Origin of the sequence: Kribbella hippodromi, assembly GCF_039531045.1 — a bacterium.
GTDB classification, from domain to species: Bacteria; Actinomycetota; Actinomycetes; order Propionibacteriales; family Kribbellaceae; genus Kribbella; species Kribbella hippodromi.
On the sequence record NZ_BAAAPH010000020.1, the window covers coordinates 39603 to 65119 of the forward strand.

Annotated in this window: 24 protein-coding genes; 13 read left to right on the plus strand and 11 right to left on the minus strand. The window is 68.4% G+C overall.

The features are described 5' to 3' along the window. Positions 1-4 precede the first annotated feature (4 nt). Positions 5-625: a hypothetical protein gene (locus tag ABD260_RS27430; protein WP_344237880.1), complete on the plus strand. Its 621-nt coding sequence runs from the start codon at positions 5-7 to the stop codon at positions 623-625. Here ABD260_RS27430 and ABD260_RS27435 read toward each other — a convergent pair. From ABD260_RS27435 to deoC, 4 genes are read right to left on the minus strand one after another with little or no spacing between them, the layout of a single operon-like run. After that, on the minus strand, positions 622-1635 hold the full coding sequence (locus ABD260_RS27435) for a S66 family peptidase (RefSeq protein WP_344237882.1): 1014 nt from the start codon (positions 1633-1635) through the stop codon (positions 622-624). The genes ABD260_RS27430 and ABD260_RS27435 overlap by 4 nt on opposite strands. Positions 1636-1640: 5 nt before the next feature. Continuing rightward, positions 1641-2516: an aldehyde dehydrogenase family protein gene (locus ABD260_RS27440; protein WP_344237884.1), complete on the minus strand. Its 876-nt coding sequence runs from the start codon at positions 2514-2516 to the stop codon at positions 1641-1643. Further along, a complete protein-coding gene (locus ABD260_RS27445) occupies positions 2506-3942 on the minus strand; it encodes an aldehyde dehydrogenase family protein (RefSeq protein ID WP_344237886.1) in 1437 nt (478 codons plus the stop codon). Before ABD260_RS27445 ends, ABD260_RS27440 begins: the two co-directional genes overlap by 11 nt. A gap of 4 nt (positions 3943-3946) precedes the next feature. Beyond that, positions 3947-4903: a deoxyribose-phosphate aldolase gene (gene deoC / locus ABD260_RS27450; protein WP_344237888.1), complete on the minus strand. Its 957-nt coding sequence runs from the start codon at positions 4901-4903 to the stop codon at positions 3947-3949. 64 nt (positions 4904-4967) lie between these two features. Between deoC and ABD260_RS27455 the strand changes: the two genes are divergently transcribed. The 4 genes from ABD260_RS27455 (at position 4968) to ABD260_RS27470 (ending at position 8142) form a co-directional block, all read left to right on the plus strand. Then, positions 4968-5528, plus strand: coding sequence for a PH domain-containing protein (locus ABD260_RS27455; protein WP_344237890.1), 561 nt, complete (start codon positions 4968-4970; stop codon positions 5526-5528). Between the two features lie 4 nt (positions 5529-5532). Further along, complete coding sequence (locus ABD260_RS27460) at positions 5533-6429, plus strand: alpha/beta hydrolase (protein ID WP_344237892.1); 897 nt, start codon at positions 5533-5535, stop codon at positions 6427-6429. 113 nt (positions 6430-6542) lie between these two features. After that, complete coding sequence (locus tag ABD260_RS27465) at positions 6543-7526, plus strand: neutral zinc metallopeptidase (RefSeq protein WP_344237894.1); 984 nt, start codon at positions 6543-6545, stop codon at positions 7524-7526. Positions 7527-7692: 166 nt separating this feature from the next. Beyond that, complete coding sequence (locus ABD260_RS27470) at positions 7693-8142, plus strand: hypothetical protein (RefSeq protein WP_184836555.1); 450 nt, start codon at positions 7693-7695, stop codon at positions 8140-8142. 34 nt (positions 8143-8176) lie between these two features. On the opposite strand, the gene ABD260_RS27475 is transcribed toward ABD260_RS27470, so the two are convergent. Together ABD260_RS27475 and ABD260_RS27480 are read right to left on the minus strand one after the other, a co-directional pair. Further along, positions 8177-9811, minus strand: a complete 1635-nt coding sequence (locus ABD260_RS27475; protein ID WP_344237898.1) for a phospho-sugar mutase — start codon at positions 9809-9811, stop codon at positions 8177-8179. A 9-nt stretch (positions 9812-9820) separates the two neighbouring features. Next, complete coding sequence (locus ABD260_RS27480; protein WP_344237900.1) at positions 9821-10282, minus strand: gamma-glutamylcyclotransferase; 462 nt, start codon at positions 10280-10282, stop codon at positions 9821-9823. Positions 10283-10313: 31 nt separating this feature from the next. Between ABD260_RS27480 and ABD260_RS27485 the strand changes: the two genes are divergently transcribed. From ABD260_RS27485 to ABD260_RS27495, 3 genes are all read left to right on the plus strand, one after another. Further along, entirely contained in the window at positions 10314-11693 is a 1380-nt protein-coding gene (locus tag ABD260_RS27485) for an NAD(P)H-quinone dehydrogenase (protein ID WP_344237902.1), read from the plus strand. 609 nt (positions 11694-12302) lie between these two features. Continuing rightward, the gene (locus ABD260_RS27490) at positions 12303-12854 is read left to right on the plus strand and encodes a hypothetical protein (RefSeq protein ID WP_344237904.1); all 552 of its coding nucleotides are present in this window, start codon (positions 12303-12305) and stop codon (positions 12852-12854) included. Positions 12855-12915: 61 nt separating this feature from the next. After that, on the plus strand, positions 12916-13836 hold the full coding sequence (locus ABD260_RS27495; RefSeq protein ID WP_344237906.1) for a hypothetical protein: 921 nt from the start codon (positions 12916-12918) through the stop codon (positions 13834-13836). A 76-nt stretch (positions 13837-13912) separates the two neighbouring features. On the opposite strand, the gene ABD260_RS27500 is transcribed toward ABD260_RS27495, so the two are convergent. Continuing rightward, positions 13913-14743, minus strand: a complete 831-nt coding sequence (locus tag ABD260_RS27500) for a hypothetical protein (protein WP_344237908.1) — start codon at positions 14741-14743, stop codon at positions 13913-13915. A 171-nt stretch (positions 14744-14914) separates the two neighbouring features. On the opposite strand from ABD260_RS27500, the gene ABD260_RS27505 reads away from it, so the two are divergent. From ABD260_RS27505 to ABD260_RS27515, 3 genes are all read left to right on the plus strand, one after another. Then, positions 14915-16339 (plus strand): N-acetylmuramoyl-L-alanine amidase, encoded by a 1425-nt coding sequence (locus ABD260_RS27505; RefSeq protein WP_344237910.1) that lies wholly within the window; start codon positions 14915-14917, stop codon positions 16337-16339. Further along, the gene (locus ABD260_RS27510; protein WP_344237912.1) at positions 16336-17562 is read left to right on the plus strand and encodes a SpoIID/LytB domain-containing protein; all 1227 of its coding nucleotides are present in this window, start codon (positions 16336-16338) and stop codon (positions 17560-17562) included. The genes ABD260_RS27505 and ABD260_RS27510 overlap by 4 nt, the downstream gene beginning before the upstream one ends. 160 nt (positions 17563-17722) lie before the next feature. Beyond that, a complete protein-coding gene (locus ABD260_RS27515) occupies positions 17723-18805 on the plus strand; it encodes a glycoside hydrolase family 76 protein (RefSeq protein ID WP_344237914.1) in 1083 nt (360 codons plus the stop codon). A 1-nt stretch (position 18806) separates the two neighbouring features. Here the strand turns inward: ABD260_RS27515 and ABD260_RS27520 are convergent, their stop codons facing one another. Further along, positions 18807-19694 (minus strand): peptidylprolyl isomerase, encoded by an 888-nt coding sequence (locus ABD260_RS27520; RefSeq protein ID WP_344237915.1) that lies wholly within the window; start codon positions 19692-19694, stop codon positions 18807-18809. A gap of 166 nt (positions 19695-19860) precedes the next feature. Further along, complete coding sequence (locus ABD260_RS27525) at positions 19861-20244, minus strand: SMI1/KNR4 family protein (protein ID WP_344237917.1); 384 nt, start codon at positions 20242-20244, stop codon at positions 19861-19863. A gap of 97 nt (positions 20245-20341) precedes the next feature. Between ABD260_RS27525 and ABD260_RS27530 the strand changes: the two genes are divergently transcribed. Continuing rightward, positions 20342-20749 (plus strand): hypothetical protein, encoded by a 408-nt coding sequence (locus tag ABD260_RS27530; protein ID WP_344237919.1) that lies wholly within the window; start codon positions 20342-20344, stop codon positions 20747-20749. Positions 20750-20792: 43 nt separating this feature from the next. On the opposite strand, the gene ABD260_RS27535 is transcribed toward ABD260_RS27530, so the two are convergent. Next, positions 20793-22589 carry an acetyl/propionyl/methylcrotonyl-CoA carboxylase subunit alpha gene (locus tag ABD260_RS27535; RefSeq protein ID WP_344237921.1) on the minus strand — a complete coding sequence of 599 codons (1797 nt, stop codon included), beginning with the start codon at positions 22587-22589 and terminating at the stop codon, positions 20793-20795. Between the two features lie 120 nt (positions 22590-22709). Continuing rightward, positions 22710-24275 carry a three-helix bundle dimerization domain-containing protein gene (locus tag ABD260_RS27540; protein ID WP_344237923.1) on the minus strand — a complete coding sequence of 522 codons (1566 nt, stop codon included), beginning with the start codon at positions 24273-24275 and terminating at the stop codon, positions 22710-22712. Between the two features lie 215 nt (positions 24276-24490). Between ABD260_RS27540 and ABD260_RS27545 the strand changes: the two genes are divergently transcribed. After that, positions 24491-25420, plus strand: a complete 930-nt coding sequence (locus tag ABD260_RS27545; protein ID WP_344237925.1) for an SMP-30/gluconolactonase/LRE family protein — start codon at positions 24491-24493, stop codon at positions 25418-25420. Positions 25421-25517: the final 97 nt, after the last annotated feature.

Here is a 25517-nt window from a genome sequence, read left to right on the forward strand (position 1 = left end):
TTTCATGGCTACTTACCGCAGTCTTGTGGTGCTCGCCGTTCTTCCGCTGCTCACTGTCCAACTCCCGCTCGCCCAGGCTGCTCAGCCGGTGGCGAGTTACTCCTGCCGGGCGAACACCAAGTTCGGCCAGCACACTCTGTCCCTGCGCCAGGGCGTCAACGCCAAGGCGCCGGCCACCGTACGCCCCAACACCCGTTTCACCATCGCCGTCGACCTGCAGCCGGGTGCGCTCCCGGGCGAGGTCAAGGGCTTCAAGCTCCAGGAGGTCCGCGACCTGGCGCTGCGAGTGCCGGTCCCGGCCAATTCCGTCTACCTCAGCGCGAGCCTGTCCGGCGGCTCCGGCCTCAACTCCACGCCGAGCATCCAGCGCGACGGCAACGTCGTGATCGTCAAAGTGCCCGGCCCGATCCCCGGCGGCGCGAGCTACGAGCTGCCGACGCTGAGCGTGCGGCTCCGATCCGGCGGCCGCGGCACCGCCGTCGAAACCAGACTCAAAGGCAGCAGCTACGACGACCCCGGCCTCACCCTGCAGGCCAAGATCAAGTGGAAGTTCATCACCACCACCGCCCCGGTCGCCTGCTACCCCAACCCCAACCCAGCCCTGACGAGAACAGTCGTCCGCTAGTACACGACCGTGATCCGTTCCGCGGCCGGGTCGACCCGGACCTGGCCGCCGTACGGCAGCGTCAGCATCGGATCGGTGTGCCCGATGTCGAGCCCCTTCACCACGACCGCCTCCGGGTTGTACTCGGCCAGCGCCCGGTCGACCGCCGCGTACTGGCCGGTGACGTACTCGGCCGAGTGCTCCGGGGTCAGCCGCCGGTCCAAGGCCCACGACTTCGGCCGGCCCCAGAGAACCGCGTCGAACCGTTCCAGCAGGCCGCGTTCGCCGAGGTTGCGGAGCATCCAGTACACGTGCTGGCCGGTCGGCATGTCCTCGCTGGTCTCGAGGAACAGCACGCCACCGTACGACTCGGTCGGCAGCATCCAGCGGTTCACGGCGAGTTGCCAGTCGATGATCTCGATGCAGCCGCCCCAGAGCTTCCCGCTGACCGTCCGCGAACCGCTCCAGCGCCAGCCGGTCCCCGGGAACAGTGGCGGCTCAGTCTCCAGATTCGCCGGGTTTGCCCAGTCGTGGTCGTGGTCGGTCCAGCCCTTGGCCGGGGTGAGGTCGAACTCACCCGGCGTGAACATCGCCGCCCGCAACGACCGCTCGGTGTCCGGGTGCATCGCACCGCCGCGCCCGAACTGAACCATCACGCTGCCGCCGTAGTACCCCGGCAGCCCCAGCGAATGCAGGAAGTTCAGCAGGTTCGTGTTGTCGCTGTACCCGAAGAACGGCTTCGGATCGGCACGGAACACCGCCGGCTCCAGGTGCTTCAGTACGGTGACCTGATCCGAACCGCCAATGGACGCGAACACCGCGCGAATCGACGGATCGGACCAGGCCGCATGCAGATCGGCCGCCCGCTCGGCCGGCGTGCTGCCGAGCTTGCGAGTGGTCGGGTACTCGACCGGTTCGAGGCCGAAGTCGTCCCGCAGCCGGCGCAGACCGAGCTCGTACGGCAGCGGGAAGATCTCCGGCAATCCACCGGACGGCGAGACGATTGCCACCCGGTCGCCTGGCTGGATCACCTTGTTCAGACTCCGATCGGGTGCCAGACGGTTTTGAGTTCGAGGTACTGGGTCAGGCGGGACAGGCCCTGGTCGGCGGTCCAGTCCTCGTCGGCCGGGCGGCGTACGCGCTTGAGGTTTCCGGCGGCGGCGATCTCCAGCTCGCGGGCCTCGTCGTCGGACGAGACGCCACAGAGGTCGATTGCGTTCACGTCCTGGTGCGACGCCAGCCAGGGGCCGATTTCGGCGGCGGAGCCGGTGAGGATGTTCACCACGCCACCGGGTACGTCCGAGGTCGCCATCACCTCGCCGAGCGTGACAGCCGGCAGCGGGCGCTCGTACGAGGAGACCGCGACCACCGTGTTGCCGGACACGATCGCCGGCGCGATCACGCTGGTCAGCCCGAGCAGGCTGGAGTCCTGCGGCGCCAGCACCGCGACCACACCGGTTGCCTCAGGCAACGAGAAGTCGAAGTACGGCCCGGCCACCGGGTTGCTGGAGCCGACCACCTGGGCGAGCTTGTCGGCCCACCCGGCGTACCAGACCCAGCGGTCGATCGACGCGTCCACGACCGCGCGCGCCTTGCCGATCGAGATCCCTTCACCGGCGGCGACCTCGGCACTGAACTGCTGGTGCCGGCCCTCCATCACCTCGGCGATCCGGTACAGCACCTGACCACGGTTGTACGCCGTCCGCGCGTGCCAGCCGTTGAACGCCTTCCGGGCCGCGACCACCGCGTCCCGGGCGTCCTTGCGGGAGGCCTGCGACGCGTTCGCGAGAAACTTGCCCTTGGCATTGTTCACGACGTACGACCGGCCGGATTCGCTGCGGGGGAAGGCGCCGCCGACGTACAGCTTGTAGGTCTTGCGCACTTCCAGCCTCGGCGTTTCGTTAGTGGGCAAGGTAGGCCTCCAGACCGTGGCGACCGCCCTCGCGGCCGTAGCCCGACTCCTTGTACCCGCCGAACGGCGAGGCCGGGTCGAAGCGGTTGAACGTGTTCGCCCAGACCACGCCGGCGCGCAGCTGGTTCGCCATCCAGAGAATCCGGGAACCCTTCTCGGTCCAGATCCCCGCGGACAGCCCGAACGGGGTGTTGTTCGCCTTCTCGACCGCCTCGGCCGGGGTCCGGAACGTCAGCACCGAGAGCACCGGCCCGAAGATCTCCTCGCGGGCGATCCGGTGCGCCTGGGAGACGCCGGTGAACACGGTCGGCGGGAACCAGAAGCCGTTCGCCGGCAGCTCGCACTCCGGCGACCAGCGCTCGGCGCCTTCGTCCTCGCCGATCTGCGACAGCTCCCGGATCTTCGCCAGCTGGGCGGCCGAGTTGATCGCACCGATGTCGGTGTTCTTGTCCAGCGGATCGCCGACCCGCAACGTACTCATCCGGCGCTTCAGCCGCGCGAGCACCTCGTCGTACACGCTCTCCTGGACCAGTAGCCGGGAGCCCGCGCAGCAGACGTGGCCCTGGTTGAAGAAGATGCCGTTGACGATGCCCTCGATCGTCTGATCGATCGGGGCGTCCTCGAAGACGATGTTCGCCGCCTTGCCACCGAGCTCCAGCGTGACCGCCTTGCGGGTCCCGGCGACCGAGCGCGCGATCGCCCGGCCGACGTCGGTGGAGCCGGTGAACGCGACCTTGTCCACGTCCGGGTGCTCGACCAGCGCCTGACCGGTGCGGCCCGCGCCGGTGACGATGTTGACCACACCCGGCGGCAGATCGGCCTGCCGGCAGATCTCCGCGAACGCCAGCGCGGTCAGCGGCGTGGTCTCGGCCGGCTTCAGGACGACAGTGTTGCCGGCCGCCAGCGCGGGCGCGATCTTCCACGCCAGCATCAGCATCGGGAAGTTCCACGGGATCACCTGGCCGGCCACACCCCACGGCTGGGGATCGTCACCGACGCCGGCGTACTCGAGTTTGTCCGCCCAGCCCGCGTAGTAGAAGAAGTGCGCGGCCACCAGCGGGATGTCGACGTCGCGGGACTCCCGGATCGGCTTGCCGTTGTCCAGGGACTCCAGCACGGCCAGCTCGCGGGCGCGCTCCTGGATCAGCCGCGCGATCCGGAACAGGTACTTGGCCCGGTCCTTGCCGCTCATCGGCCCCCAGACCTTGTCGAACGCCTTCCGGGCGGCGCGCACGGCCTTGTCGACGTCGGCCGGACCGGCCTCGCTGACCTCGGCCAGCACCTCCTCGGAGGCGGGCGACACGGTCTTGAACGGTTTCCCGTCGGTCGCGTCGACGAACTGCCCGTTGATGAAGAGCCCGTACGACGACTTGATGTCGACGATCGCCCGCGACTCGGGCGCGGGGGCGTACTCGAATCTGCTCATGCCGTCAGTCCAGGGTGAAGTAGTCGGGGCCGGGGTAGTGCCCGGTGGCCAGCTTGGTGCGTTGCATCAGCAGGTCGTTCAGCAGGCTGGAGGCGCCGAAGCGGAACAGCTCCGGGTCCAGCCAGTCCGGTCCGGCCGTCTCGTTCACGGTGACCAGGTACTTGATCGCGTCCTTCGCGGTCCGGATGCCGCCGGCCGGCTTGACGCCGATGTGCAGCCCGGTGGCCTCGTGGTAGTCGCGGACCGCCTCCAGCATCACCAGCGTCACCGGCAGCGTGGCCGCGGGGGACACCTTGCCGGTGGAGGTCTTGATGAAGTCGGCGCCGGCCAGCATCGCCAGCCAGGACGCCCGGCGGACGTTGTCGTACGTGACCAGCTCGCCGGTTTCCAGGATCACCTTGAGATGCGCGTCCCCGGCGGCTTCGCGGATCGCGGCGATCTCGTCGAAGACCATCGCGTACCGGCCGGAGAGGAAGGCGCCGCGGTCGATCACCATGTCGACCTCGTCGGCGCCGGACGCGACCGCGTCCTTGGTGTCCTGCACCTTGATCGCCAGGCTGGAACGCCCGCTGGGGAAGGCGGTCGCGACACTCGCCACGTTGATCCCGGAGCCCTGCAGCTCGCGCTTCGCGGTCGCGACCAGGTCCGGGTACACGCAGACCGCGGCCACCTGCGGCGCGGTCGGGTCGGCCGGGTCGGGCCGTTTCGCCTTCGCACACAGGGCGCGCACCTTGCCCGGGGTGTCCTGGCCCTCCAGCGTGGTCAGGTCGATCATCTGGATCGCCAGGTCCAGCGCGTACTGCTTGGCGCTGGTCTTGATCGAGCGGGTGCTCAGGGTGGCGGCCCGGGCCTCGGCGCCGACCTGGTCGACGCCCGGCAGCCCGAGCAGGAACCGGCGCAGCCGGTCCTCGGACGAGGTCACGTCGGCCAGGGTGTCGACGCCGCTGTCGAGTGTGGTCACGCCCGGCAGTCTAGTCGCCGGATCGCTGGTCGCCGGATCGCCGGGCCTCGGCTACGTTGGGCGAGTGAAGCCGAAGTCGCCCGAGAGCGAGTACTACATGTCGGCGTCGAACCGGATCACCGGCAGCATCGTGCTGGTGATCGGGGCCCTCGGCCTGCTCGACGTGATCCTGGAGTGGCGGACTGCCAGTGGGCTGCTGGTGGGCAGCATCATCGGGATCTTCATGGTGCTGGCGTACGTCGGCCTGATGCGCCCGTCGGTCACCCTCAGCCCCGAGAAGCTGCTGCTGCGTAACCATCTCCGCGACCACGAGATCCCCTGGTCGGCAGTGTCCGGCGTGGACATCACCGACATCCTCCGGGTGCACACCGGCGACAACAAGTACCGCGCTCCCGGCGTCCAGCTGGTGATGCGGGACATGCGCAAGCAGCGCGTCGGCGGCCGCAAGCTGGCGGCCGACAGCTCGATCTCCAAGGCCGATTTCGTCGTGAACCGGATCGAGACCCACCAGGACCAGTACGCCGCGCAGTCCACCGGTGAGGTGATCACCCGCTGGGCGCGACCCGAGCTGATCCTGGTCGGGGTGCTGGCGGTCGTCGCCATCGTCGCGGCGCTGGTCCGCTGAGCCGGTGCTGACCCGGCGAGTGCTGCTCCGGACCGGGGTGGCGGCGGGCGTGGCAGGTGTCGGGGCGGTGGCCGCGCTGGAGACCGGTGTGATTCCGGGCCGGGCGCGCGTACACGACGCACTTGGGCTGACCGGGCCGGACGGGGTGGTGCCTGATGTACCGGCTGGGCCGGCGGTGTCGGGCAGTTTCGAGTCGTACGGCCGCGGAACCCGGGTCGGGTACAGCGTGCTGTACCCGGACGGGTACGCCACGTCGGCCGAGCTTCCGGTCGTCCTCGTCCTGCACGGTCGTGGGGGCGACCACACCTCGGCGGTCAACGACCTCGGCATCGACAAGTACCTGACCGCGGCCGTACAAGCCGGCACCCGCCCGTTCGCGATCGCCACCGTAGACGGCGGCCAGGACAGTTACTGGCATCACCGGGCGGACGGGAACGACACCCAGTACATGCTCAACGAGGAGTTCCTCCCGTTGCTGGCCAAGCGCGGTCTTCGGATCGACCGGTACGGCGTCTTCGGCTGGTCGATGGGCGGGTACGGCGCGCTGCTCTGGGTCGCACTGCAGGCGTGGCAGCGACGGGTACGCCCGGAGGTCCAGGCGGTCGCGGTCAGCGCGCTCAGCCCGGCGCTGTGGCGGACGTACGCCGAGGCGCAGCCGGGTGCTTTCGACGACGCCGGCGACTTCGAGCGCAGCCAGGTCTTTGGGCGCCCCAACGGATTCCGCGAGGTCGCCGTCCGGATCGACTGCGGCCGGGACGATCCGTTCGCGGACACCGCGCTGGAGCTGCGCGACGAGCTGCGCGCGGCGGGCGGTCAGCAGCCCGGCCGGCACACGCCCGGCTACTGGCGGCGCATGCTGCCTGACCACCTGCGATTCCTGGGTGCGAAACTGCCCTCCTGACGGGGAACTGTGGCGAGAATCGCTGCGTCCGACCCCGTGTCCGGCCCCGGGTGAACCTTTGTGCACCCAGGATTGGGCTGACAGGTCCCTAAGACACATCGAGAGTGGAGCTCATGGTCAACCTCTCCCGCACCACCCTGCGTGGCCTGGCGACGGCCGGTGTCCTGGCCGGCTTCGCCGCCACGCTGGTGCTGCCCGCCCAGGCAGCGCAGACCTCCGGCTCGGCGGCCACCGCCGCGACCGCCGGTTCGGTCAGCACCGCCGCCACCCAGGCCGCCGCGACCCCGAAGCCGATCCTGCTGGACGGCACCGGCATGGTCGCCGGCCCGCCGCCGGCCGGTGAAGGCCTGACGACGAAGGCCTCGACGACCAACGTCGTCCGCTACAACCGCCTGTACAAGACGGGCCCGATCACCCCGTCGAAGTGCAAGGAAGTCAACGTCTCCCTGCGTACCCACGCCGGCGTCGTGGCGTACGACACCCAGCTGTTCAAGTGCATCTACGCCTCCTGGGCGCTGCCGCTGAAGCAGGCCGGCGCGGCGTACAAGGTCGCCCCGCGGCTGATCTTCCACCAGTCGAGCGCGGTCAACTCGCCGTGTGGCGTGGTGCGTGGCGGGACCGCGTTCTACTGCGGTTACGGCAACGGCCTGCTGTACATCCCGACCTACACGGTGACGAACTTCTGGAAGCAGAGCCCGACGTTCGCGCGGGCGTACGCGACCAACACGCTGTCGCACGAGTACGGTCACCACGTCCAGTTCCTGACCGGGATCCTGGGCGCCTCCTGGCAGCGTCAGCGGGCGATCAGCACGTACGCCGGCCAGATGGAGGAGAGCCGTCGCCGTGAGCTGCAGGCGTCCTGCCTGGGTTCGGCCGACATCGGCGCGAACAAGCGCTACTACCCGATGAGCGGTGGCCTGTACCAGCAGTGGGTCTACCTGGTGCAGCACTCCGGCGACCAGTCGGGCGGTGCCCGTGACCACGGTTCGATGAAGAACCACGGCTGGTGGTCGCAGGCCGGTTTCTACGCGGCCAGCTCGAAGACCTACGCGGGTCGCTGCAACACCTTCAACGCGGCCTCCAGCGCGGTCTCCTGATCACCCGCTGAAGTCCTGACGTAACTCAGCCGCCCGGTACGCGTTGGCGTACCGGGCGGCTGTTGCGTTTTGGCGACACCTGCACGATCTGCGATCGTGTGGCTACAAGTTTTCGGTGCGCACGCCCTAGAGTTCTGAGTCGATCGTCGAACGAGCAGGAGTCAAAGTGAACTACGACGAGTTCAACACCGAGTACGCGAAGGTGCTGGACAAGATCAAGAGCGGTCGGAGCACCTGGTCGGAGCTGTCCGGGCACGTCACCCGGCTGCGGCAGGCCACTGTCGGCATCACCGCGCCGGTCGAGCGCACCCAGGTCGACCACGACCTGGCCGCGCTCAGCCAGATGGTGGACATGTCCCGGCGGACCAACGACAAGGAAGACGTCTGGACGGTCACGTCGGACGCGATCCGCAAGGCCAGCAGCCAGGAGGGTACGGTCGCGGACCGGATCGCCCGGATCGAGGCCAGCATCAACGACATCACCGCGCTGGCGAACCGGAACCCGGACGAGCGGGACGCGCTGATGCAGTCCACCAGCACGCTCCGCATCCTGCACTCGTCGCTGCAGAGCTCCTTGCACGCCGAGGCAGCCGAGGCGGCCGCCGCCGCCCGCTGATCGGGAACCGAACCACCCGCCAGGTGTTCTGTTCTCAAATACCTGCCGCGGCAGCCAGATCGGTCTTGATGGCTGCCAACGCTGCTGCCGCCGTGGTGCGCGCCGTGGCCACGTCCCTGGTCACGGGCACGACGACCTCCAGGTAGCACTTCAGCTTGGGTTCCGTCCCCGACGGGCGTACGACCACGCGTGCGCCCGCGGACAGCGTGTACCGCAGCCCGTCCGTCGGAGGCAGTGCCGCCGACCCCTGACTCAGATCGTCGATCCGCTCGACCGTGTACTCGCCCAGTGTTGCCGGTGGTGTGGCCCGGAGCCGGTCCATCGCGGCGCCGATCAAGGACAGGTCCTCGACCCGTGCCGACAGCTGATCGGTCGCGTGCAGTCCGTGCTTGATCGCGAGATCGTCCAGCAAGTCCAGCAACGTACGCCCCGCCGCCTTCGCCTGCGCGGCCAGCTGCAGTACGCGGACCAGCGTCGAGATGCCGTCCTTGTCCTTCACGGCCGCCGGGTCCACGCAGTAGCCGAGCGCTTCCTCGTAGCCGAACACCAGCTCCGGTACGCGGCCGATCCACTTGAAGCCGGTCAGCGTCTCGGTGTACTTGACGTCGTACGAGGCGGCGATCTTGCCGAGCAGTGACGACGACACGATCGAGCACGCGGCGACACCGTCCGGGCGCTGGCTCAGCAGGAACTCGCCTAGTAGGGCGCCGAGCTCGTCGCCGCGGAGCATCCGCCAGCCGTCCGCGGCGGCCGGGTCCGGGATCGCCACCGCGCAACGGTCCGCGTCCGGGTCGTTCGCGACCGCGATGTCGGCGCCGATCTCGCGGGCCAGGTCGAGCGCGGCGTCGATCGCGCCCGGTTCCTCCGGGTTCGGGAAGGAGACGGTCGGGAAGTCGGGGTCCGGGTCGGCCTGGGACGGCACCACCCGCGGCGCCTCGAACCCGGCCCGGGCGACGGCCGCCTCGACCAAAGTGCGTCCGACGCCGTGCAGTGGGGTGTACGCGACCTTGAGGTCCCGCGGGGCATCCGCTGGGACAAGCTCGGCGATGCGATCCAGGTACGCGTCCAGGAGGTCGTCACCGGTCGTCTGCCAGTCGTCGCCGCGCGGTACGTCAGCCAGCGGGCCGACCGCGGCGATGGCGGCCGCGATGTCCGCATCGGCCGGCGGGACGATCTGCGAACCGTCGCCCAGGTAGACCTTGTAGCCGTTGTCCTGCGGCGGGTTGTGCGACGCGGTCACGACCACGCCGGCGACAGCCTTCAAGTGCCTGATCCCGAAGGCAACCACGGGGGTCGGGGCGGGGCGGTCCAGCAGTACGGCGTCCAGGCCGGCGCCGCGGATCACGGCGGCGGTGTCCCGGGCGAACACATCGGACTTGTGGCGCGCGTCGTACCCGATCAGCACCGGGCCGTCCGTACGCCCCTGCGCCTTCAGGTACGCCGCGAGGCCGGCGGCGGCGCGGATCACGACCACCCGGTTCATCCGGTTCGGGCCGGCGCCGACGGCACCGCGCAGTCCCGCCGTACCGAACTCGAGGGTGCCGGCGAAGCGATCGGCCAGCTCAGCGGTCTCCCCGGCGGCCAGGAGGTGTTCCAGCTCGGCGTGGGTATCAGGGTCAGGGTCCTCGCGCAGCCAGGCTTCGGCGGCGGCCTTCAAGTCATCTGTCACATGGGCACTCTAATGACCGGACGACTGGCACGGGCGGGAGCGCAGGTCGGCGACGTAGTCGTCCGGGGCGCCCGCGGCCTCGGCCGCCTCGGCGAGAATGCCCAGGTAGCGCGCGGAGGGCAGTCCGCCCTCGTAGGCGTTCAGCACGTACATCCAGGCCAGCTGCTCGCCGTCCAGGGTCTGTACGCGGACCTGGATCTTCCGGTACACGCCCTGGTCGATCCATTCCCACTCGTCCAGCCGCTCGACGTCCTTCGGGTGCACGTCGTACAGCGCGACGAAGACCTGGTTGGACGGGTCGGCCGGGTCCTCGACCACGGTCGCCATCGCGCCCTCCCAACCGAGCTCCTCGCCGCCGAACGTGAGCCGCCAGCCGGTGATCCAGCCGGTCCCACGCAGCGGCGAGTACGGGCACCGCTCGGCCATCAGGTTCGGGTCCAGATTCGACGCAAACGCGGCGTACAGGTTCACGGAATCAGAGGATACGGAACAATGGCCTCCCGTGGCGCGAGTTGTGATCATCGGAGGCGGTCCAGGCGGGTACGAAGCGGCGAGTGCGGCCGCCCAACTCGGCGGGGAGGTGACGGTTGTCGATTCCGGCGGAATCGGCGGTTCCGCGGTGCTCACCGACTGCGTACCGAGCAAAACGCTGATCGCCACCGCCGAAGTGATGACGGAGGTGGAGGAGGCGGGCGAGCTCGGTGTCCGGCTGGACGATGGCGACGAGGATCCGGCCAACTCCGTGCGTGTCGATCTCTCCGTCGTCAACCAACGGGTCAAGGCGCTGGCCGCCGCCCAGTCCTCCGGCATCGGTCGCCGGCTGGACCGGGACAAGGTGCGGGTGATCCAGGGCCGGGGGCGGCTGGACGGCCCCGAAACCGTGGTGGTCGGCGACGAGCGGCTGGACGCCGACGTGGTGCTGATCGCCACCGGGGCAAGGCCTCGCATCCTCAAGGGGTCCGAGCCGGACGGCGAGCGGATCCTCACCTGGGAGCAGGTCTACGAGCTCTCCGAGCTGCCGGAGCGGCTGATCGTGGTCGGGTCGGGTGTGACCGGCGCCGAGTTCGCGAGCGCGTACGACGCGCTCGGCAGCGATGTGGTCCTGGTGTCGTCGCGGGACCGGGTGCTGCCTGGCGAGGACGCGGACGCAGCGGCGGTGCTGGAGGACGTGTTCAAGCGGCGCGGGTTGACCGTACTGAGCAAGTCGCGAGCCGAGTCAGTGCAGCGCCGGGGCGACGGGGTTGTGGTGACGCTCACGGACGGCCGTACGGTCGAGGGATCGCACGCGCTGCTCGCGGTCGGCTCCCTCCCGAACACCGATGACATGAACCTGGTCGAGTCGGGCGTGTCGCTCACCGACGGCGGCTTCGTCCAGGTCGACCGGGTGTCACGGACGACCGCGCGCGGGGTGTACGCGGCGGGCGACTGCACCGGCGTACTCATGCTCGCGTCCGTCGCCGCGATGCAGGGCCGGATCGCGATGGCCCACGCCCTCGGCGACGCCGTCACACCGTTGGACCAGTCAACAGTCTCCGCCAACGTCTTCACCGCCCCCGAAATCGCCACCGTCGGCCTGACCCAGGCGGTAGTCGACGCCGGCGGCAGCACCGCCCTCGTCGTCAAGGTCCCGCTGGCCGACAACGCCCGAGCCAAAATGCAGGGCGTCCGAGACGGCTTCGTCAAACTCTTCTGCCTCCCGAACACGGGAATCGTGGTCGGCGGCGTCGTCGTGGCCCCCCGAGCCAGCGAACTCATCCACCCCATCTCCCTGGCCGTAGGCGCCCGCCTCACCGTCGACCAGGTAGCCCAATCCTTCACCGTCTACCCCTCCATCACCGGCTCCATAGCCGAAGCCGCCCGCCGCCTCCACCTCCGCAACTGAAGAGCAGCATTCGCGTGCCTGGACTGTACGTATACGTCCACTAGTGGTGCGCGGTCCGACTACGCACGCTCACGTACGCACCTCAAGCGCCCACACCTCCTGTCGCCCTGCCGACGACCCAGCCCTGTGCAGGGCGCCTTTGGGAAGCTGCCGCGTGTTTTGGTCGCCGGGAAATGCCTGGTGGGTTCTCAAAGCGGGGTGTGAGGGCGCAACTTTTGGGGGTGGGGGTGCATCGGGGGTGGTGTGAAGGGTTCCTTGGGGAAATTGGCGGCGGTTGGGGTCGGTGCTGTTGGGCTGGCTGTGGTGGGGGCTGGGTTGGTGGGTGCGGCGGGGACGCCGGGGGTGGTTGCGGCTGCTCGGACTGATGCGGCTGCTAAGGCTGCGGGGGTGTGCAAGGTGCAGTTGGAGGGGGTTTCGGGGCGGGGGGATGTGGTTGATACCTACGTCACGGCTGGGAAGCCCGTGGCCTCGAAGGTTGTGGGTGGGGCGCATTTGTTTGGGGCGGGGGTGGCGCGGATCAGTTCTACCTGGCGGTGGGATGCGGGGGCGACGGATGCGTACGTGGTGTTGGGGTCGAGGCTGTATCAGGTTTCGTATGGGTATGACGAGATGACTGGGCAGTTGTACGTGTACCCGAATCCGGTGGGTGGGGGCTGGGACAGGTTCACGATGGTTGAGCAGTCCGTCTGGGGATCGGGGCGTACGTTGCGCACCGCCCGGTACGGGATGCGCAACGACGGTCTGCTGTTTCGCTGGACCAGTTGGAAGAACCCGAAGCAGTACGCCGGGTTCTCCGCGGTGAAGGCGATGACGTTGATCAGTGAGACGAGGACGTACGACACCTTTCTCGCGACGACCCGGGGTGGGGCGCTGTACACGATTCGCATTCCGGCGGATACGCGGTTGAAGCCGGTGGTGACGAAGGTGCGATCGGCCGGCTGGGCGGGGTTCGAGACGTTGGTGGGCGAGCGGTGCGGTACGCAAAGCACGTTGCTGACGGCAATCGATCGGGACACCGGGGCGGCGTACTTGTACGCGGTCGGGCATGCGAAAGGCGCCGCGACCGTGATTCAGGGACTTGGCCGGATCCCGGGGACGTTCAAGGACCCGGTGGTGGCGCGCTGGACCCGCGACGACGCCCCACCGCGCAATGGTGAATGACAACTTTTCCGGTCTGTACCGTATCTAGCTGATGCGAAGACAACTTCCGAAGGGGATTCCTATGAAGCTCAAACGAGTGTCCGCGGCCGCGGCGCTGCTGCTCGGTGGTTTGGCTGCCGCGCCGGGCAGCCCGGCCATTGCCACCACCACAGCCGGCGCCGCGACCACGACCGCCACTGCGGTCAGCGCCGCCTGTCAGGTGACTGCCGGATCGATCACCAGTGCCGGCGATTTTGCGGGTACGACGGCGACCGCCACCGCGCCGCCGACCGCGACGCGCGGCAAGGGACCGCACTTGTTCACCGCGGGCATCACGAAGGCGAGTTCGACCTGGACCACCGCGCTCGAGGTACCGGCCGGCTCGACCTCGACCGGCCTGGTCATCCTGAACGACACGCTCTACTCGGCGTTCTACTCCGACCTGTCCGGCGCGCCGCCGAAGGGCCTGACCAAGATCGGCTCCGGCTGGGGCAACTTCACCACGGTGGAGGAGTCGTTCTGGCAGAAGGCGCCCGGCTCGACGGTGACGGCCAGCGCGATGTACGGCCTGAAGGGTGGCAGCGGGGACCTGTACCGCTGGGTCAAGGGGCGCCGTGAGGTCGCGTCCGGCTTCACCGCGGTCAAGACGATGGCGCTGATCAGCGAGACGCAGACGTACGACACGTTCCTCGCGAACACCCGCGGCGGCGCGCTGTACACGATCCGGATTCCGCGGACGTCGCCGATGAAGCCGATCGTCAAGCAGGTCCGGACGTCCACCTGGCAGAAGTTCGAGTCGCTGGTCGCCGAGAAGTGCGGTACGCAGGGTACGTTGCTGACGGCAATCGACAAGGACACCGGCACCGCGTTCTTGTACGCCGTAGGTCACGCCAACGGAACTGCCACGGTGATCAAGGGCCTCGGCCAGGTGCCGGGTACGTTCAAGGACCCGGTGTACTTCCTTGCCACCGCCGAGGGACAGCCCCCGCTCTTCGGCGAGTGACCCAGTGACCGAGTGACCGACTGACCACATGACAAGGCCCCGGTAACCACCTGGTTACCGGGGCCGCGTCAATCGATCAGAAGTCGCCGCCGAAGTCGAAGCCGCCGCCGTCGCCGCCGTCGAAGGGGTTGAAGTCGCCGCCCCCGTCGCCACCGTCTCCGCCGTCGCCGCCACCACCGTCGCCGCCGTCGGCCATGCCGTCCTGGTAACCGGCCGCGTAGTCACCGTAGCCACCGCCGGCGAACATGCCGCCGAGCGCGGTGCCGATGAACATGCCGGTCATCACGCCGCCGAGGCCACCGAACAGACCTTGCGCGTACGGCGAGTACGCCGGACCGGCCTCCCAGTACGGAACGCGCTGCGGGCCGACCATGACCTTGCGGACGTCCGGCTCGGCGCCCGCCCGGACGCGCTCGGCGTCGGCGGCGCAGGCCGGCACTTCGCGCGGTGCACCGCTCGGCGGTGACCACATCACGTCGACGACGGACGGGCCGTGCTGCGGGTTGAAGAAGCAGGCCGGCCGGCGCTGCGGCAGCGGCTCACCGTTCACCCGGGCCTTCACGCAGGCCGCGGCGTAGCGCCCGTCCTCGAGGATCTCGATCACGTGCTTGATCTGGTCGGCCTGGGTGACTTCGCCGACCGCTTGCTTGGCGGACTCGTAGGCGTCCAGCGCGCGCTGGTAGTCCTGCCGCGCGCCGTCGCCGAGGTCCTTGCCGACCATCTCCAGGTCGAGGTCCTGCAGTTCCTCGCCGAACCGGGTGATGTCCTCGTCGGCGGTCCGTTTCACCGCCTCCAGCTCGGCAGCGGTGATCTCGTGCTGCTGCTTGCTCTGCAGCTGGGTCCGACGGTACGACCGGTACGCCAGAACCGCGATCACCACCACGGCGATGATCAGGATGAGTGTCATGTCGGGCCTCTCTCGGGGGCTCTTTGGACCGAGCCTATCCAATCCCTCAAGCCGCGGACGCCACGCAGGGTGACCGATCGGGCCGAAATGCCGGGAAAGCGGTGCCCAGCAACGCATAATCGAGGAGCCGCGCCGCCCAGCGTCCGTCCTACCCCCGCCGGAAGGCTGTTCATGGGCAAGACCGCGCGACTGCTCCCGCTCGTCCTCACGGCGGCTGCTCTGGTCCCGTCACCCCACGCCCCGGCCGCATCGCCGATGCCCAGCGCGCCCGCACCGGTCCAGGCCGAGAACCCAACGTACGAAGAGATTCCGCTCGACGGACCGTCCGTGCAGGCCGAGACCAAGCCGTACGGAATGGTCGGCGTCACCTGGCCGGAGGGCGTGCACGGTGTGGTCGCCAAGATCCGCGTCGAGCGCGCCGGGCAGTGGACGACCTGGCAGACCTTGCGGGTCGAGGACGGGCACGGCCCAGATCCATTGGTTTCCGAAGGAATCCAGCGCGGTGGTACCGAACCGTTATGGGTCGGTGACGCCACGGGTGTCGAGGCGAGCGCGGTCACCACCGCCGGTACGACGATCGAGGGTGCGAAGGTCGTCCTGATTCAGCCAGGTGTATTGGCAACTGATGCAGATCCCGACCCGGGCGCGCAGGCGATCGAGCCCGAGGCGAGCCGGGCGCCGTACCCGATGCCGTTGATGGTCAGCCGTCGCCGCTGGGGTGCCGACGAGCGGCTCCGCGCGCACAACGGCGCCGATTGCGTACGACCGAAGTACACCACCACTGTGCAAGCAGCCTTCGTGCACCACACCGCCGATCGCAACGACTACACGCGTACGCAGGTCGCGGCGATGATGCGGGCGATCTACACGTACCACGTGAAGAGTCGCGGCTGGTGCGATGTCGGCTACAACTTCCTGATCGACCGGTTCGGCCGGATCTTCGAGGGTCGCGCCGGTGGTGCGCAATGGCCGGTGCTCGGCGCGCACACCGCCTCCTTCAACTCGAACTCGTTCGGCGTCGCGCTGATCGGGAACTTCGACAAGGTCGCGCCACCGCCGGTGATGCTGGAATCCACCGCCCGCCTGATCGCCTGGAAACTGGACGCGAACTACCGCTCACCGCTGGCGACGATCGTCCTCGACGGCAGCCGCCTGCACACCGTGTCCGGGCACCGCGACACCAAGGCGACCGACTGCCCGGGAACCCAGCTGTACAACAGACTCGGCTGGCTCAAGCAGCGCGTGAACACGTTGATGAGCGGCAGTTTCAGTACCCCGATCTACCAGTACGCGCGGCGGATCGGCTTCCGGACCGTCGGCCAGCCGTTCTGGGGCGAGCACCCGACGCGTACCGGCTGGGCGACGTACTTCGCCGCCCGGGACGTCTTCTATTCCGTTGCCGCCGGCCCGCATTCCACCGCGGGCGCGTTCCGGACCAGGTACCGGCGGCTCGGCGCGGGCAGTGCCCGGCTCGGACTGCCGATCACCGACGCGTACGAGGTGCCGGGCGGTTCCCGGCAGAAGTTTCAGCGCGGCTGGCTCGTCTGGGACCGCCGCAGCCGTCAAGTCAGTCTTGTGTACGGGAGAGCATCATGAGGAAACGCGGGATCGCCGCCATCGTCCTGTCGTCCACGGTGATCAGCGCGACCGCGCAGGCCCGCGAGATCGATCCGGCCGCCACCGCCGACGCGGCCACCACGATCGCGGGCCGCGGCTTCGGGCACGGCCGCGGGATGTCGCAGTACGGCGCGCAGGGCGCGGCGATCGCCGGCAAGTCGGTCAAGCAGATCCTGGACTTCTACTACCCGGGGACGACGACCGCGAAGGCGACCGGCAGCATCCGGGTCCGGATCAGCGCCGACACGACCGATGGCGTCCGGGTCGGCGCGGTCAGCGGCCTGCAGGTCCGATCGCTTGCCACCGGCAAGGTCTATACCTTGCCTAGGGCAACGACGATGAACCAGTGGTCGATCGACCCGAACGGTGAGCACGGCACCAAGCTCAGCTCGTACGACGCGAAGACGAAGAAATGGACGCTCTACAAGACGTTCACCGGGATGGCGCAGTTCGAAGGCGCGCCCGTGATCGGCCTGGTGCTGCCGAGTGGTGCCGTACGCAAGTACCGCGGCGCGCTTCGTGCGATCGATGTCTCCGGCACCCATCTCGACACCGTGAACGTCTTGTCGCTGGAGTACTACCTCCGCGGCGTCGTACCGCGCGAAGCCATCACCAGCTGGAAACCGGCCGCGCTGCAAGCCCAAGCCGTTGCCGCCCGCACCTATTCCGTGTACCACCGGAACCGCGCTTCGAGCCGCGCGTACGACCTGTGCGACACCACCTCCTGCCAGGTGTACGGCGGGTACGACTCGGAGGAAACGTCGACGAACAACGCGATCGCGGCGACCGCCGGGCAGATCCGGTTGTACAACGGGAAGCCGATCATCGCGGAGTTCTCGTCCTCGAACGGCGGCGCGACGGCGGCCGGCGACGCGCCGTACCAACTGCTCAAAGCGGACGGCTGGGACGGGTACCCGCGAAACGGCAACCCCAACGTCACCTGGACCGTGACCCGGTCCGCGGCCGACCTGCAGGCGACGTTCGATGTCGGATCGATCCGCAGCTTGCGGGTGCTGAAGCGCACCGGCGTGGGTCCGGGTGGCGGCCGGGCGCTGACGATCCAGGCGGTCGGCTCGAAGGGGACGCGGGTGCTGAGCGCCGATCAGGTGCGGATTCGGCTGCACCTCCGGTCCGGCTGGATCAGCTTCCCGGCGCGGGCACTTGATATACCAATCGACGTTGACGAAACGGCTTCTCGTTGAGCCATTGACGCCGTATCCCCGGGCCGGTTAGAACCTTGACATCGCTGTCAACCGCCACCGCCCAGGAGGAGCAGGTCGATGCGCAGGAAATTTGGTATATCAACTCGTCTGGCCGCGGGAGTGCTCGCGGTCGCCGTTCTCGGGAGCCTGAATCTGGCCAGTGCCGACGCCGGTTCGGGGACTGATCCGGCCGCCGCGGCGCGGGCGCGGGCCTCGTACGACGCCATCAACAAGTACTTCGACGCAGGGCAAGGGCCTGCTGCTCGAGGAGTACCCGAACACGCAGTCCAACCCGTACTCGTACGTCTGGCCGTATTCGCAGGCCGCGATCGCCGCGGAGGACCTGGCCGGCGTACCGGGCGCGGGCCGGGCTGGTTCCGCGGAGGCCGACCGGCGGCTGGCCGCGTACGAGTTCTACTGGAACGCCGGGACCACGCCGACCGGGTACGACTCGTACGTCCGGCCGCCCAATGGTCAGGGCGGCGACAAGTTCTACGACGACAACGAGTGGATCGGGCTGAACCTGATCCAGCGGTACAAGCGGACCGGTGATCGCGCCGCGCTCGCTCGCGCCAAGGACATCTTCGCGCTCGTCGTACACGGCTGGGACACGGACCCGTCGCATCCGTGCGCCGGCGGCGTGTACTGGACCCAGGCGCCGTGGAGCCAGGACCGGAACACGATCTCGAACGGGCCGGGCGCCGAGCTCGGAGCGCATTTGTACCTGCTGACGCGTGACCGGTCGTACCTGACCTGGGCGCAGCGGATGTACAAGTGGGCGCAGGACTGCATGCTCGCGCCGAACGGTCTGTACTGGGACCACATCGACCTGGCCGGAAAGGTCGAGAAGACGCAGTGGAGTTACAACCAGGGCGTGATGCTCGGCGCCGGGGTTTTGTTGTTCAAGGCAACGGGTGACGCGAAGTACCTGCGGGACGCGAAGTCGGTGGCGAATGCGTCGCTGGCGTTCTACAACACCCCGGAGATCCTCGCGAAACAAGGCGCGGCGTTCAACTCGATCTGGTTCAAGAACCTGTTGATCCTGGATTCGGTCGTTCCCGATTCCCGGTATCGCAAGGCGATGCAGGCGTACGCCGACTACACCTGGACCACCCAGCGGGACCCGGCCACCAACCTCTACAAGTTCCGCGAAGGCTCAGTCGAACTACTCCAGCAGTCCGGCATCACCCAAGTACACGCCTTGCTGGCCTGGCCCCGCTCCAAGTACCACCTGCTCGCCTGACTCAGGCCGCGGCAGTTGCTGTTTTGATGTCTACCGGGATGATCGGCGTGCCGTCCTGCGGTCCGTTCTGTGGTGTGACGCCTGCTTCCGCGACCTTGTCGATCAGTTTCAGGCTTGGCGCGTCGATCGTCCCGAAGGCCGTGTACTGAGGGGTCAACCCGGATGCATCTCCGTACACGATGAAGAACTGACTGCCGTTGGTGTTCGCGCCGGCGTTCGCCATCGCGAGCGTTCCGCGCCCGTACTTCAGCGTCGGGAACACCTCGTCGTTGAAGCTGTACCCCGGACCGCCCGATCCAGTGCCGGTCGGGTCGCCGCACTGCAGCACCTGCAACCCCTCGCCGACCGTCAACCGGTGGCACTTGGTGTTGTCGAAGTACTTCTGCCCGACCAGGCTGAGGAAGTTCTTCACCGCACACGGCGCCAGCGCACTGTCCAGGTTGAGCTGCAGATCGCCGATCGACGTGTTCATGCTGACCTTCGTCGTCCCGGACGCCTTCGTCATCCCGTCGGCCGGCGGGTTCACCTTCTTGCTCGCCGGTTCGGTGGACTTCTTGTACGTGCAGCTCACCTCGGCCGCGAGCGGTTTCGGCCGCTTCGGGGCCGGCGCCAGCGCGGTCGGGATGCTGGCCGGCTTGTTGTCCGGCCCGGCCGCCGACTGATCCGCGCCCGACGGCGTGTCGGACGGCTGACCCGCGGCGGCGGCCGGCTTGTTGCTGTCACCGTTCCCGACCACCACGAAGACCCCGACGATCACCACGACCACCGCGGCGACCGCCGTGATCGTGATGGCGAGATTCCGCCGCTGCCGGCGGTGCTCCGCGTCCCGCTCGGCCTGCCGCTTGGCCTTGCGCGCCGCCAACTGCTGCTGATGGGTCTTCTTGGACATGCAGGAACCCTCCTCACCGGAATGTCTGCACGGAACCTACCGCCTCAACCTGAGAACTGTCTGTCAATCCGCGCGCCGCACCCCGGGCCGCACAGGTGCTAGTCAAAATCCCACTGAAGGTAGCCCTCGTCGACGTACGCCGTCCACCCTCCCGACCCGCCCCCGTTCACCCCGTCCGCGACGCCCGCGAGATCGGCAGAAACTCGTCCAGCCAGGGGAAGGACGGCGTACCGGCCGGTCCATCCTCGATCGGCACGTCCATCGTGGACCAGATGCGGCGCAGCATGTCCCGGTCGCGGAGCATTTCGGTGGTGGACATCGGTACGTACAGGACCGGGATCAGACTGCCGAAGCTCGTCGTCCGAGCGAAGCCGTTGTTCAGGGTGAGCCAGGCGATCAGGTCGTTCGGGAGGCGGCGGCCCATCGCGGTGCGTAGGGCGGTGAGGTCGGCTCCGGTCGCCGGTGGCTGGAGGTGCTCCAGCGCTGACGGGAGGTTGGTTTTCAGCCAGTCGACGATCGTTGCCCAGGATTCCGCGACGGTTGGGTTCATAACCTGCGGACTATGCCAGTTGCGCGGGTCGCTGGACCAGTGACCCTCGGTTGCTGCATACTCGGTATCTAAATACCCAGTATGCAATGGAGGATGGATGATGAAGAGCTGGATGCGGGTCGGTGCGGTTGCGGTGATGGCGGCGGCGCTGGTGGGCGGGCCGGTTGCGGCGCAGGCGGCACCGGTCACGCCGCAGGCGGCGGCCGCGAAGGGCGGTCAGCCGTACACGCATCTGTTGACCAGCAAGGACTGGAGCACCGGCGGGGCGTACGTGGCAAAGGGCGGGGCTGTCACCTTGCAGCTGAGCACGTTGCCGAAGGCGACCGAGGTACTGATCGAGGAGTGCGAGGGCGGGCATGACCTGGGCGACGTCCAGCTGTTCAGCAAGCCGGGCGCCACCCAAACCCTCGCCACCAACGTCCCCAAGGGAACCTGCTTCGTCATGCTCCTGCACCCGAAAACAGGCAAGACCGGCTACCAGGTAAGCGGCACCCTCACCTACTGACCGGAACCGGGGGTGCCACGCTTTCGTGGCACCCCCGCTCCTCTCAGTCCTTGATTTCGCAGATGGGGGCGCCGGCGGAGACCGTGGCGCCTACCTCGGCGGTGAGGCCGGTGACTGTTCCTGCCTTGTGGGCGTTCAGCGGCTGTTCCATCTTCATCGCCTCGAGCACGACGATCAGGTCGCCCTCGGCGACCGTGGCGCCTTCCTCGACCGCGATCTTCACGATCGTGCCCTGCATCGGCGACGTCAGCGAATCACCCGAAGCGGCCGAACCCTTCGACCCACCGGCCCGCCGCGCCGGCTTCTTCCGCGCCCCGCCGCCGGCAGCACCGCCACCAGCCGCACCGCCAGCACCGGCAAGCGCGCCCAGCCCGGCCGGCAGTACGACCTCGAGCCGCTTCCCGCCGACCTCGACCGTGAGCTTCTCCCGCTCGGCGTCCTCAGCCGTCTCCGCGACCGGCCCGTCGTACGGCGCGAGCTGATTGTCGAACTCGGTCTCGATCCACCGCGTGTGCACCCGGAACCCATCGGTCCCGACGAACGCCGGATCCGACACCACCGCCTGATGGAACGGGATCACAGTAGGCATCCCCTCCACGACGAACTCGCGGAGCGCCCGCCGGGACCGTTCCAGTGCCTGCGTCCGGTCCCGCCCGGTGACGATCAGCTTCGCGACCAGCGAGTCGAACGCACCCGGCACCGTCTCGCCCTGGTCGTACCCACCGTCCAGCCGGATCCCCGGCCCGGACGGCGCGTGCCACCGGGTCAGCGTGCCGGGCGCCGGCAGGAACCCACGCCCGCCATCCTCGGCGTTGATCCGGAACTCGATCGAATGCCCGGACACCTCCGGATCGTCGTACCCGAGCTCTTCGCCCTGGGCGATCCGGAACATCTCCCGCACCAGATCCAGCCCGGTGACCTCCTCGGACACCGGGTGCTCGACCTGCAGCCGGGTGTTGACCTCGAGGAACGAGATCATCCCGTCCTGCCCGACCAGGAACTCACAGGTACCCGCGCCGACGTACCCGGCTTCGCGCAGGATCTTCTTCGACGCCGAGTACAGCGTCTCCAGTTGCTCGTCGGTGAGGAAGGGCGCCGGCGCTTCCTCGACCAGCTTCTGGTACCGGCGCTGCAGCGAACAGTCCCGCGTCGACACCACGACAACGTTGCCGTGGGCATCGGCCAGGCACTGGGTCTCGACGTGCCGCGGCTGGTCCAGGTACCGCTCGACGAAACACTCGCCCCGCCCGAACGCGCTGACTGCCTCACGGGTCGCCGACTCGAACAGGTCGGGGATCTCGGCGATCGTCCGGGCCACCTTCATGCCGCGGCCACCACCGCCGTACGCCGCCTTGATCGCGATCGGCAGGCCGTACTGCTCGGCGAAGGCGACCACCTCGTCGGCACCGGCGACCGGGTCCGGCGTACCGGGGACCTGCGGCGCGCCGACCTTGTCCGCGATGTGCCGGGCCTTGACCTTGTCGCCGAGCGAGTCGATCGCCGACGGCGGCGGGCCGATCCAGATCAGGCCGGCATCCAGTACGGCCTGGGCGAACTCGGCGTTCTCGGCCAGGAACCCGTACCCCGGGTGCACCGCGTCCGCGCCGGAGCGGGCCGCCAGGTCCAGGATCTTGGTGATGTTCAAGTAGGTGTCGGCCGGCGTGGAGCCGTCGAGCGCGTACGCCTCGTCCGCGAGCCGGACGAACAGTGCGTCGCGGTCCTGGTCGGCGTACACGGCGACACTGCCCAGCCCCGCGTCGGCGGCGGCCCGGACCACCCGGACGGCGATCTCGCCCCGGTTGGCCACCAGCACCTTGGTGATCTGCTTGCGGTCGGACACGACTGCTCCCTTCGGCTGGCCCGAGTCTAGGGTCAACCGGCCGTCCTGGAGACAGGGTGTTCCTCACACCACACAGCGTCGCCGCCCGGATTCCGCGCCCGGGCGGCACGCGTGGCTGGTTCAGCGGTAGGACTTGCCGACCGCGTCGAGCAGGTGTTCGAGCGTGTCGTACGTCGGCGTGTCGGCTACGTCGATCACGTCCTTCGCCACCGGGACCTGGTACCGGCTGACGACGCCCGCGAACTGGGTCTCGTCGGCAGTACGGAAACCGTGCTTCGCGGCCAGCTCCTGCAGCTCCGGATCGGTCGACAGCAGGTCACCGAGCTTCTCGCCGTTCGGGTTCAGCGAGATCAGGGTGTGCTTGGACTGCACGGTCGGCGACGGGTACATCAGCACCATGCCGGGTTTCAGCTTGTGCTGTACGGCGGCGTCGACGAACTGTGCTTCGTAGATGTTCACCATCGGCGACTTGCCCATGCCGAGCGACAGGTAGTCGTCGAACGGGCCTTCGCTAGAACTGTCGGTGTAACCCTGGTTCACGAACAGCGGCGCGACCAGGGGCAGCACCTTCCGTTCGTCCGCCGGGCTCTGGACGACGGTGTTGTGGTTGGCGACGTAGCTGACGATCGAGAGGAACATCGCCGCCGAGTTCGAGGTCCGCGGGTCGGTGGTGGTGATCAGGATCCGCTTGTTCACCGGGTAGGTGGTGTTGCCGCGGATGTTCGTCCAGCGCCAGTTGGCCTTCGCGAGGTCGACGTACTTGCGGACGTCGAAGTACCAGGTGCCGTTCACTTTCCGGGCGATGCCGGTCGCGGACAGCAGGTCGACGATCGGCTGGAAGGTGGCGATGGCCAGCGGTGACGAGAACACGGCGTACTTCTTGCCGCTGACGGCCGGCCGGCCGGGCGCCGGCTGCAGGATGCGCTCGGCCGCGACCGTACTGGACGGAAACGCGAAGTCGTACTTCCCGAGGTCGACCGAGGTGGCGATCTCGCGCGACCCCGCGGTATCAACCTTCACCGCCAGCCCGTGCTTGGCCAGCACCGCCTGCACCTCCGGGTCCGCAAAAAACCCCCGCTTCTCCGACCCGACCACCCCACCAACCGTCACCACCCCGGGCGCCGTCTGAGCCTGCACGTCCCCACTGTTCCGCACCACCACCACGGTCGCCACGGTCGCCAAAACCAGCACCCCAGCAACCGCCGCCGGAAGCACCACCGCCTTCCGCCGCCAGCCCTCCAACACATCAACCAGCGACCCACCCCCGGCCGCTCCACCACCCGCTGAAGCGACGGGCAGCTGCTCGGCTCCACCACCAGCCGCCGACCGCTCGGCTCCACCACCAGCCGCCGCTCCTTCGGCGCCCGGTGCATTTGCGTCGTCTGGGATGGTGCTGCCCGGACTCTCTGCGGTGGTGCCCGCCTCCAGAGCTACTGCCGGTCTGGTCCACTTGGCCTTGCGGTCTTCTGGGGTTTGGGGTGTGGGTTTGGGAGTGAGTTCTTCTCTGACTATGCGTTCGATCAGGATCGGTACGTAGTCGCGGACCGGGTCGCCTTCGAAGGTGTCTCGGGCGGTGCGGATCGCGGATTCGATGTCTTCGGGAGTATGTAGGTCGGCGAAGGTTTCGGTCAGCCTGCTGGTGAGATTCTCGATCGCCTTCTGTTCACGAACGGTGTCAAGCTTCAAGGGGATGTCTCCACATCACGATCACTTGAGGCGCCGTACTCAGCGCCCCCGTTGCGGCGCCGCGCCAATCCTCCCTAACCAGAGGTCCAACCGGCGCGAGATCCGCCCCGCCAAACGGCGCCAACCGGCGGCAACCGGCGGCAACTGGCGCGACAACCGGCCCGGCAACATAGGCTCGGCGGGAAAGCGTGCAGCCGAGTTCGCGAGGAGTCGTGATGACGGGAATTCCCGAGCCGTTGGCCGGTACCGCACCCGCGGTGTGGGAGAAGCTCGACGACCGGTTCGACGGGGTCCGCGGTGACAGCCGGCTGGAGCGGTTGTGGACCGGCGGCCGCTGGCTCGAAGGACCGGTGTACTCACCGTCCGGCCGGTACCTGCTCTGGAGCGACATCCCGAACGACCGCATGCTGCGCTGGGACGAGACGTCGTACCAGGTCTCCGTCTTCCGCCAGCCGGCCGGGAACACGAACGGCCACACCCGCGACACCGAGGGCCGCCTGATCAGTTGTGAGCACGGCAACCGTCGTGTGACCAGGACCGAGCACCACGGCGGCATCACCGTGCTCGCTCACGAGTACGACGGCAAGCGGCTGAACAGCCCGAACGATGTCGTGGTGAAGCGCGACGGCTCGGTCTGGTTCACCGACCCGGCGTACGGGATCGACTCCGACTACGAGGGGTACAAGGGCGAGATCGAGACCGGTGGTTGCCATGTCTACCGAGTTGCGCCGGACGGCCGGCTGACCCGCGTCGCGGACGACTTCAATCGCCCGAACGGCTTGGCGTTCTCGCTGGACGAATCGTTGCTCTACATCACCGATTCCGCCGAGCGTACGATCCGCGTCTTCACTGTCGACGGCGACCGGCTGACCGGCGGTGAGCTGTTCGCCGAGTGCGGCAACGGGCTCTTCGACGGCATCCGGCTCGACACCCAAGGCCGGGTGTGGGCGTCAGCTGCCGACGGCGTGCACGTGTACCACCCCGACGGCACCTTGCTGGGCAAGCTCCTCGTCCCCGAAACCGTCAGCAACCTCACCTGGGGCGGCCCGAAACGCAACCGCCTGTTCCTCACCGCGACCACCTCCGTCTACTCCCTCTTCACCACCACCACCGGCGCCCCCGAACCCTACGGCCCCCACCGCTAACTCACTCGCCCAAACACCGGTGAATATCCACTGCTGTTGTGGGTTCTCCACCGGTACACGAGTGGAGAACCCACAACGCGAGCGGATATCCCCGCGC

Bases quoted from the DNA above. Each gene is read 5' to 3' on its own strand.
- ABD260_RS27495 (WP_344237906.1), top strand. From the start codon at position 12,916: ATGAAGCTCAAACGAGTGTCCGCGGCCGCGGCGCTGCTGCTCGGTGGT.
- ABD260_RS27500 (WP_344237908.1), bottom strand. From the start codon at position 14,743: ATGACACTCATCCTGATCATCGCCGTGGTGGTGATCGCGGTTCTGGCG.
- ABD260_RS27430 (WP_344237880.1), top strand. From the start codon at position 5: ATGGCTACTTACCGCAGTCTTGTGGTGCTCGCCGTTCTTCCGCTGCTC.
- ABD260_RS27490 (WP_344237904.1), top strand. From the start codon at position 12,303: ATGACTGGGCAGTTGTACGTGTACCCGAATCCGGTGGGTGGGGGCTGG.
- ABD260_RS27520 (WP_344237915.1), bottom strand. From the start codon at position 19,694: ATGTCCAAGAAGACCCATCAGCAGCAGTTGGCGGCGCGCAAGGCCAAG.
- ABD260_RS27530 (WP_344237919.1), top strand. From the start codon at position 20,342: ATGATGAAGAGCTGGATGCGGGTCGGTGCGGTTGCGGTGATGGCGGCG.
- ABD260_RS27505 (WP_344237910.1), top strand. From the start codon at position 14,915: ATGGGCAAGACCGCGCGACTGCTCCCGCTCGTCCTCACGGCGGCTGCT.
- ABD260_RS27510 (WP_344237912.1), top strand. From the start codon at position 16,336: ATGAGGAAACGCGGGATCGCCGCCATCGTCCTGTCGTCCACGGTGATC.
- ABD260_RS27525 (WP_344237917.1), bottom strand. From the start codon at position 20,244: ATGAACCCAACCGTCGCGGAATCCTGGGCAACGATCGTCGACTGGCTG.
- ABD260_RS27445 (WP_344237886.1), bottom strand. From the start codon at position 3,942: ATGAGCAGATTCGAGTACGCCCCCGCGCCCGAGTCGCGGGCGATCGTC.
- ABD260_RS27545 (WP_344237925.1), top strand. From the start codon at position 24,491: ATGACGGGAATTCCCGAGCCGTTGGCCGGTACCGCACCCGCGGTGTGG.
- ABD260_RS27465 (WP_344237894.1), top strand. From the start codon at position 6,543: ATGGTCAACCTCTCCCGCACCACCCTGCGTGGCCTGGCGACGGCCGGT.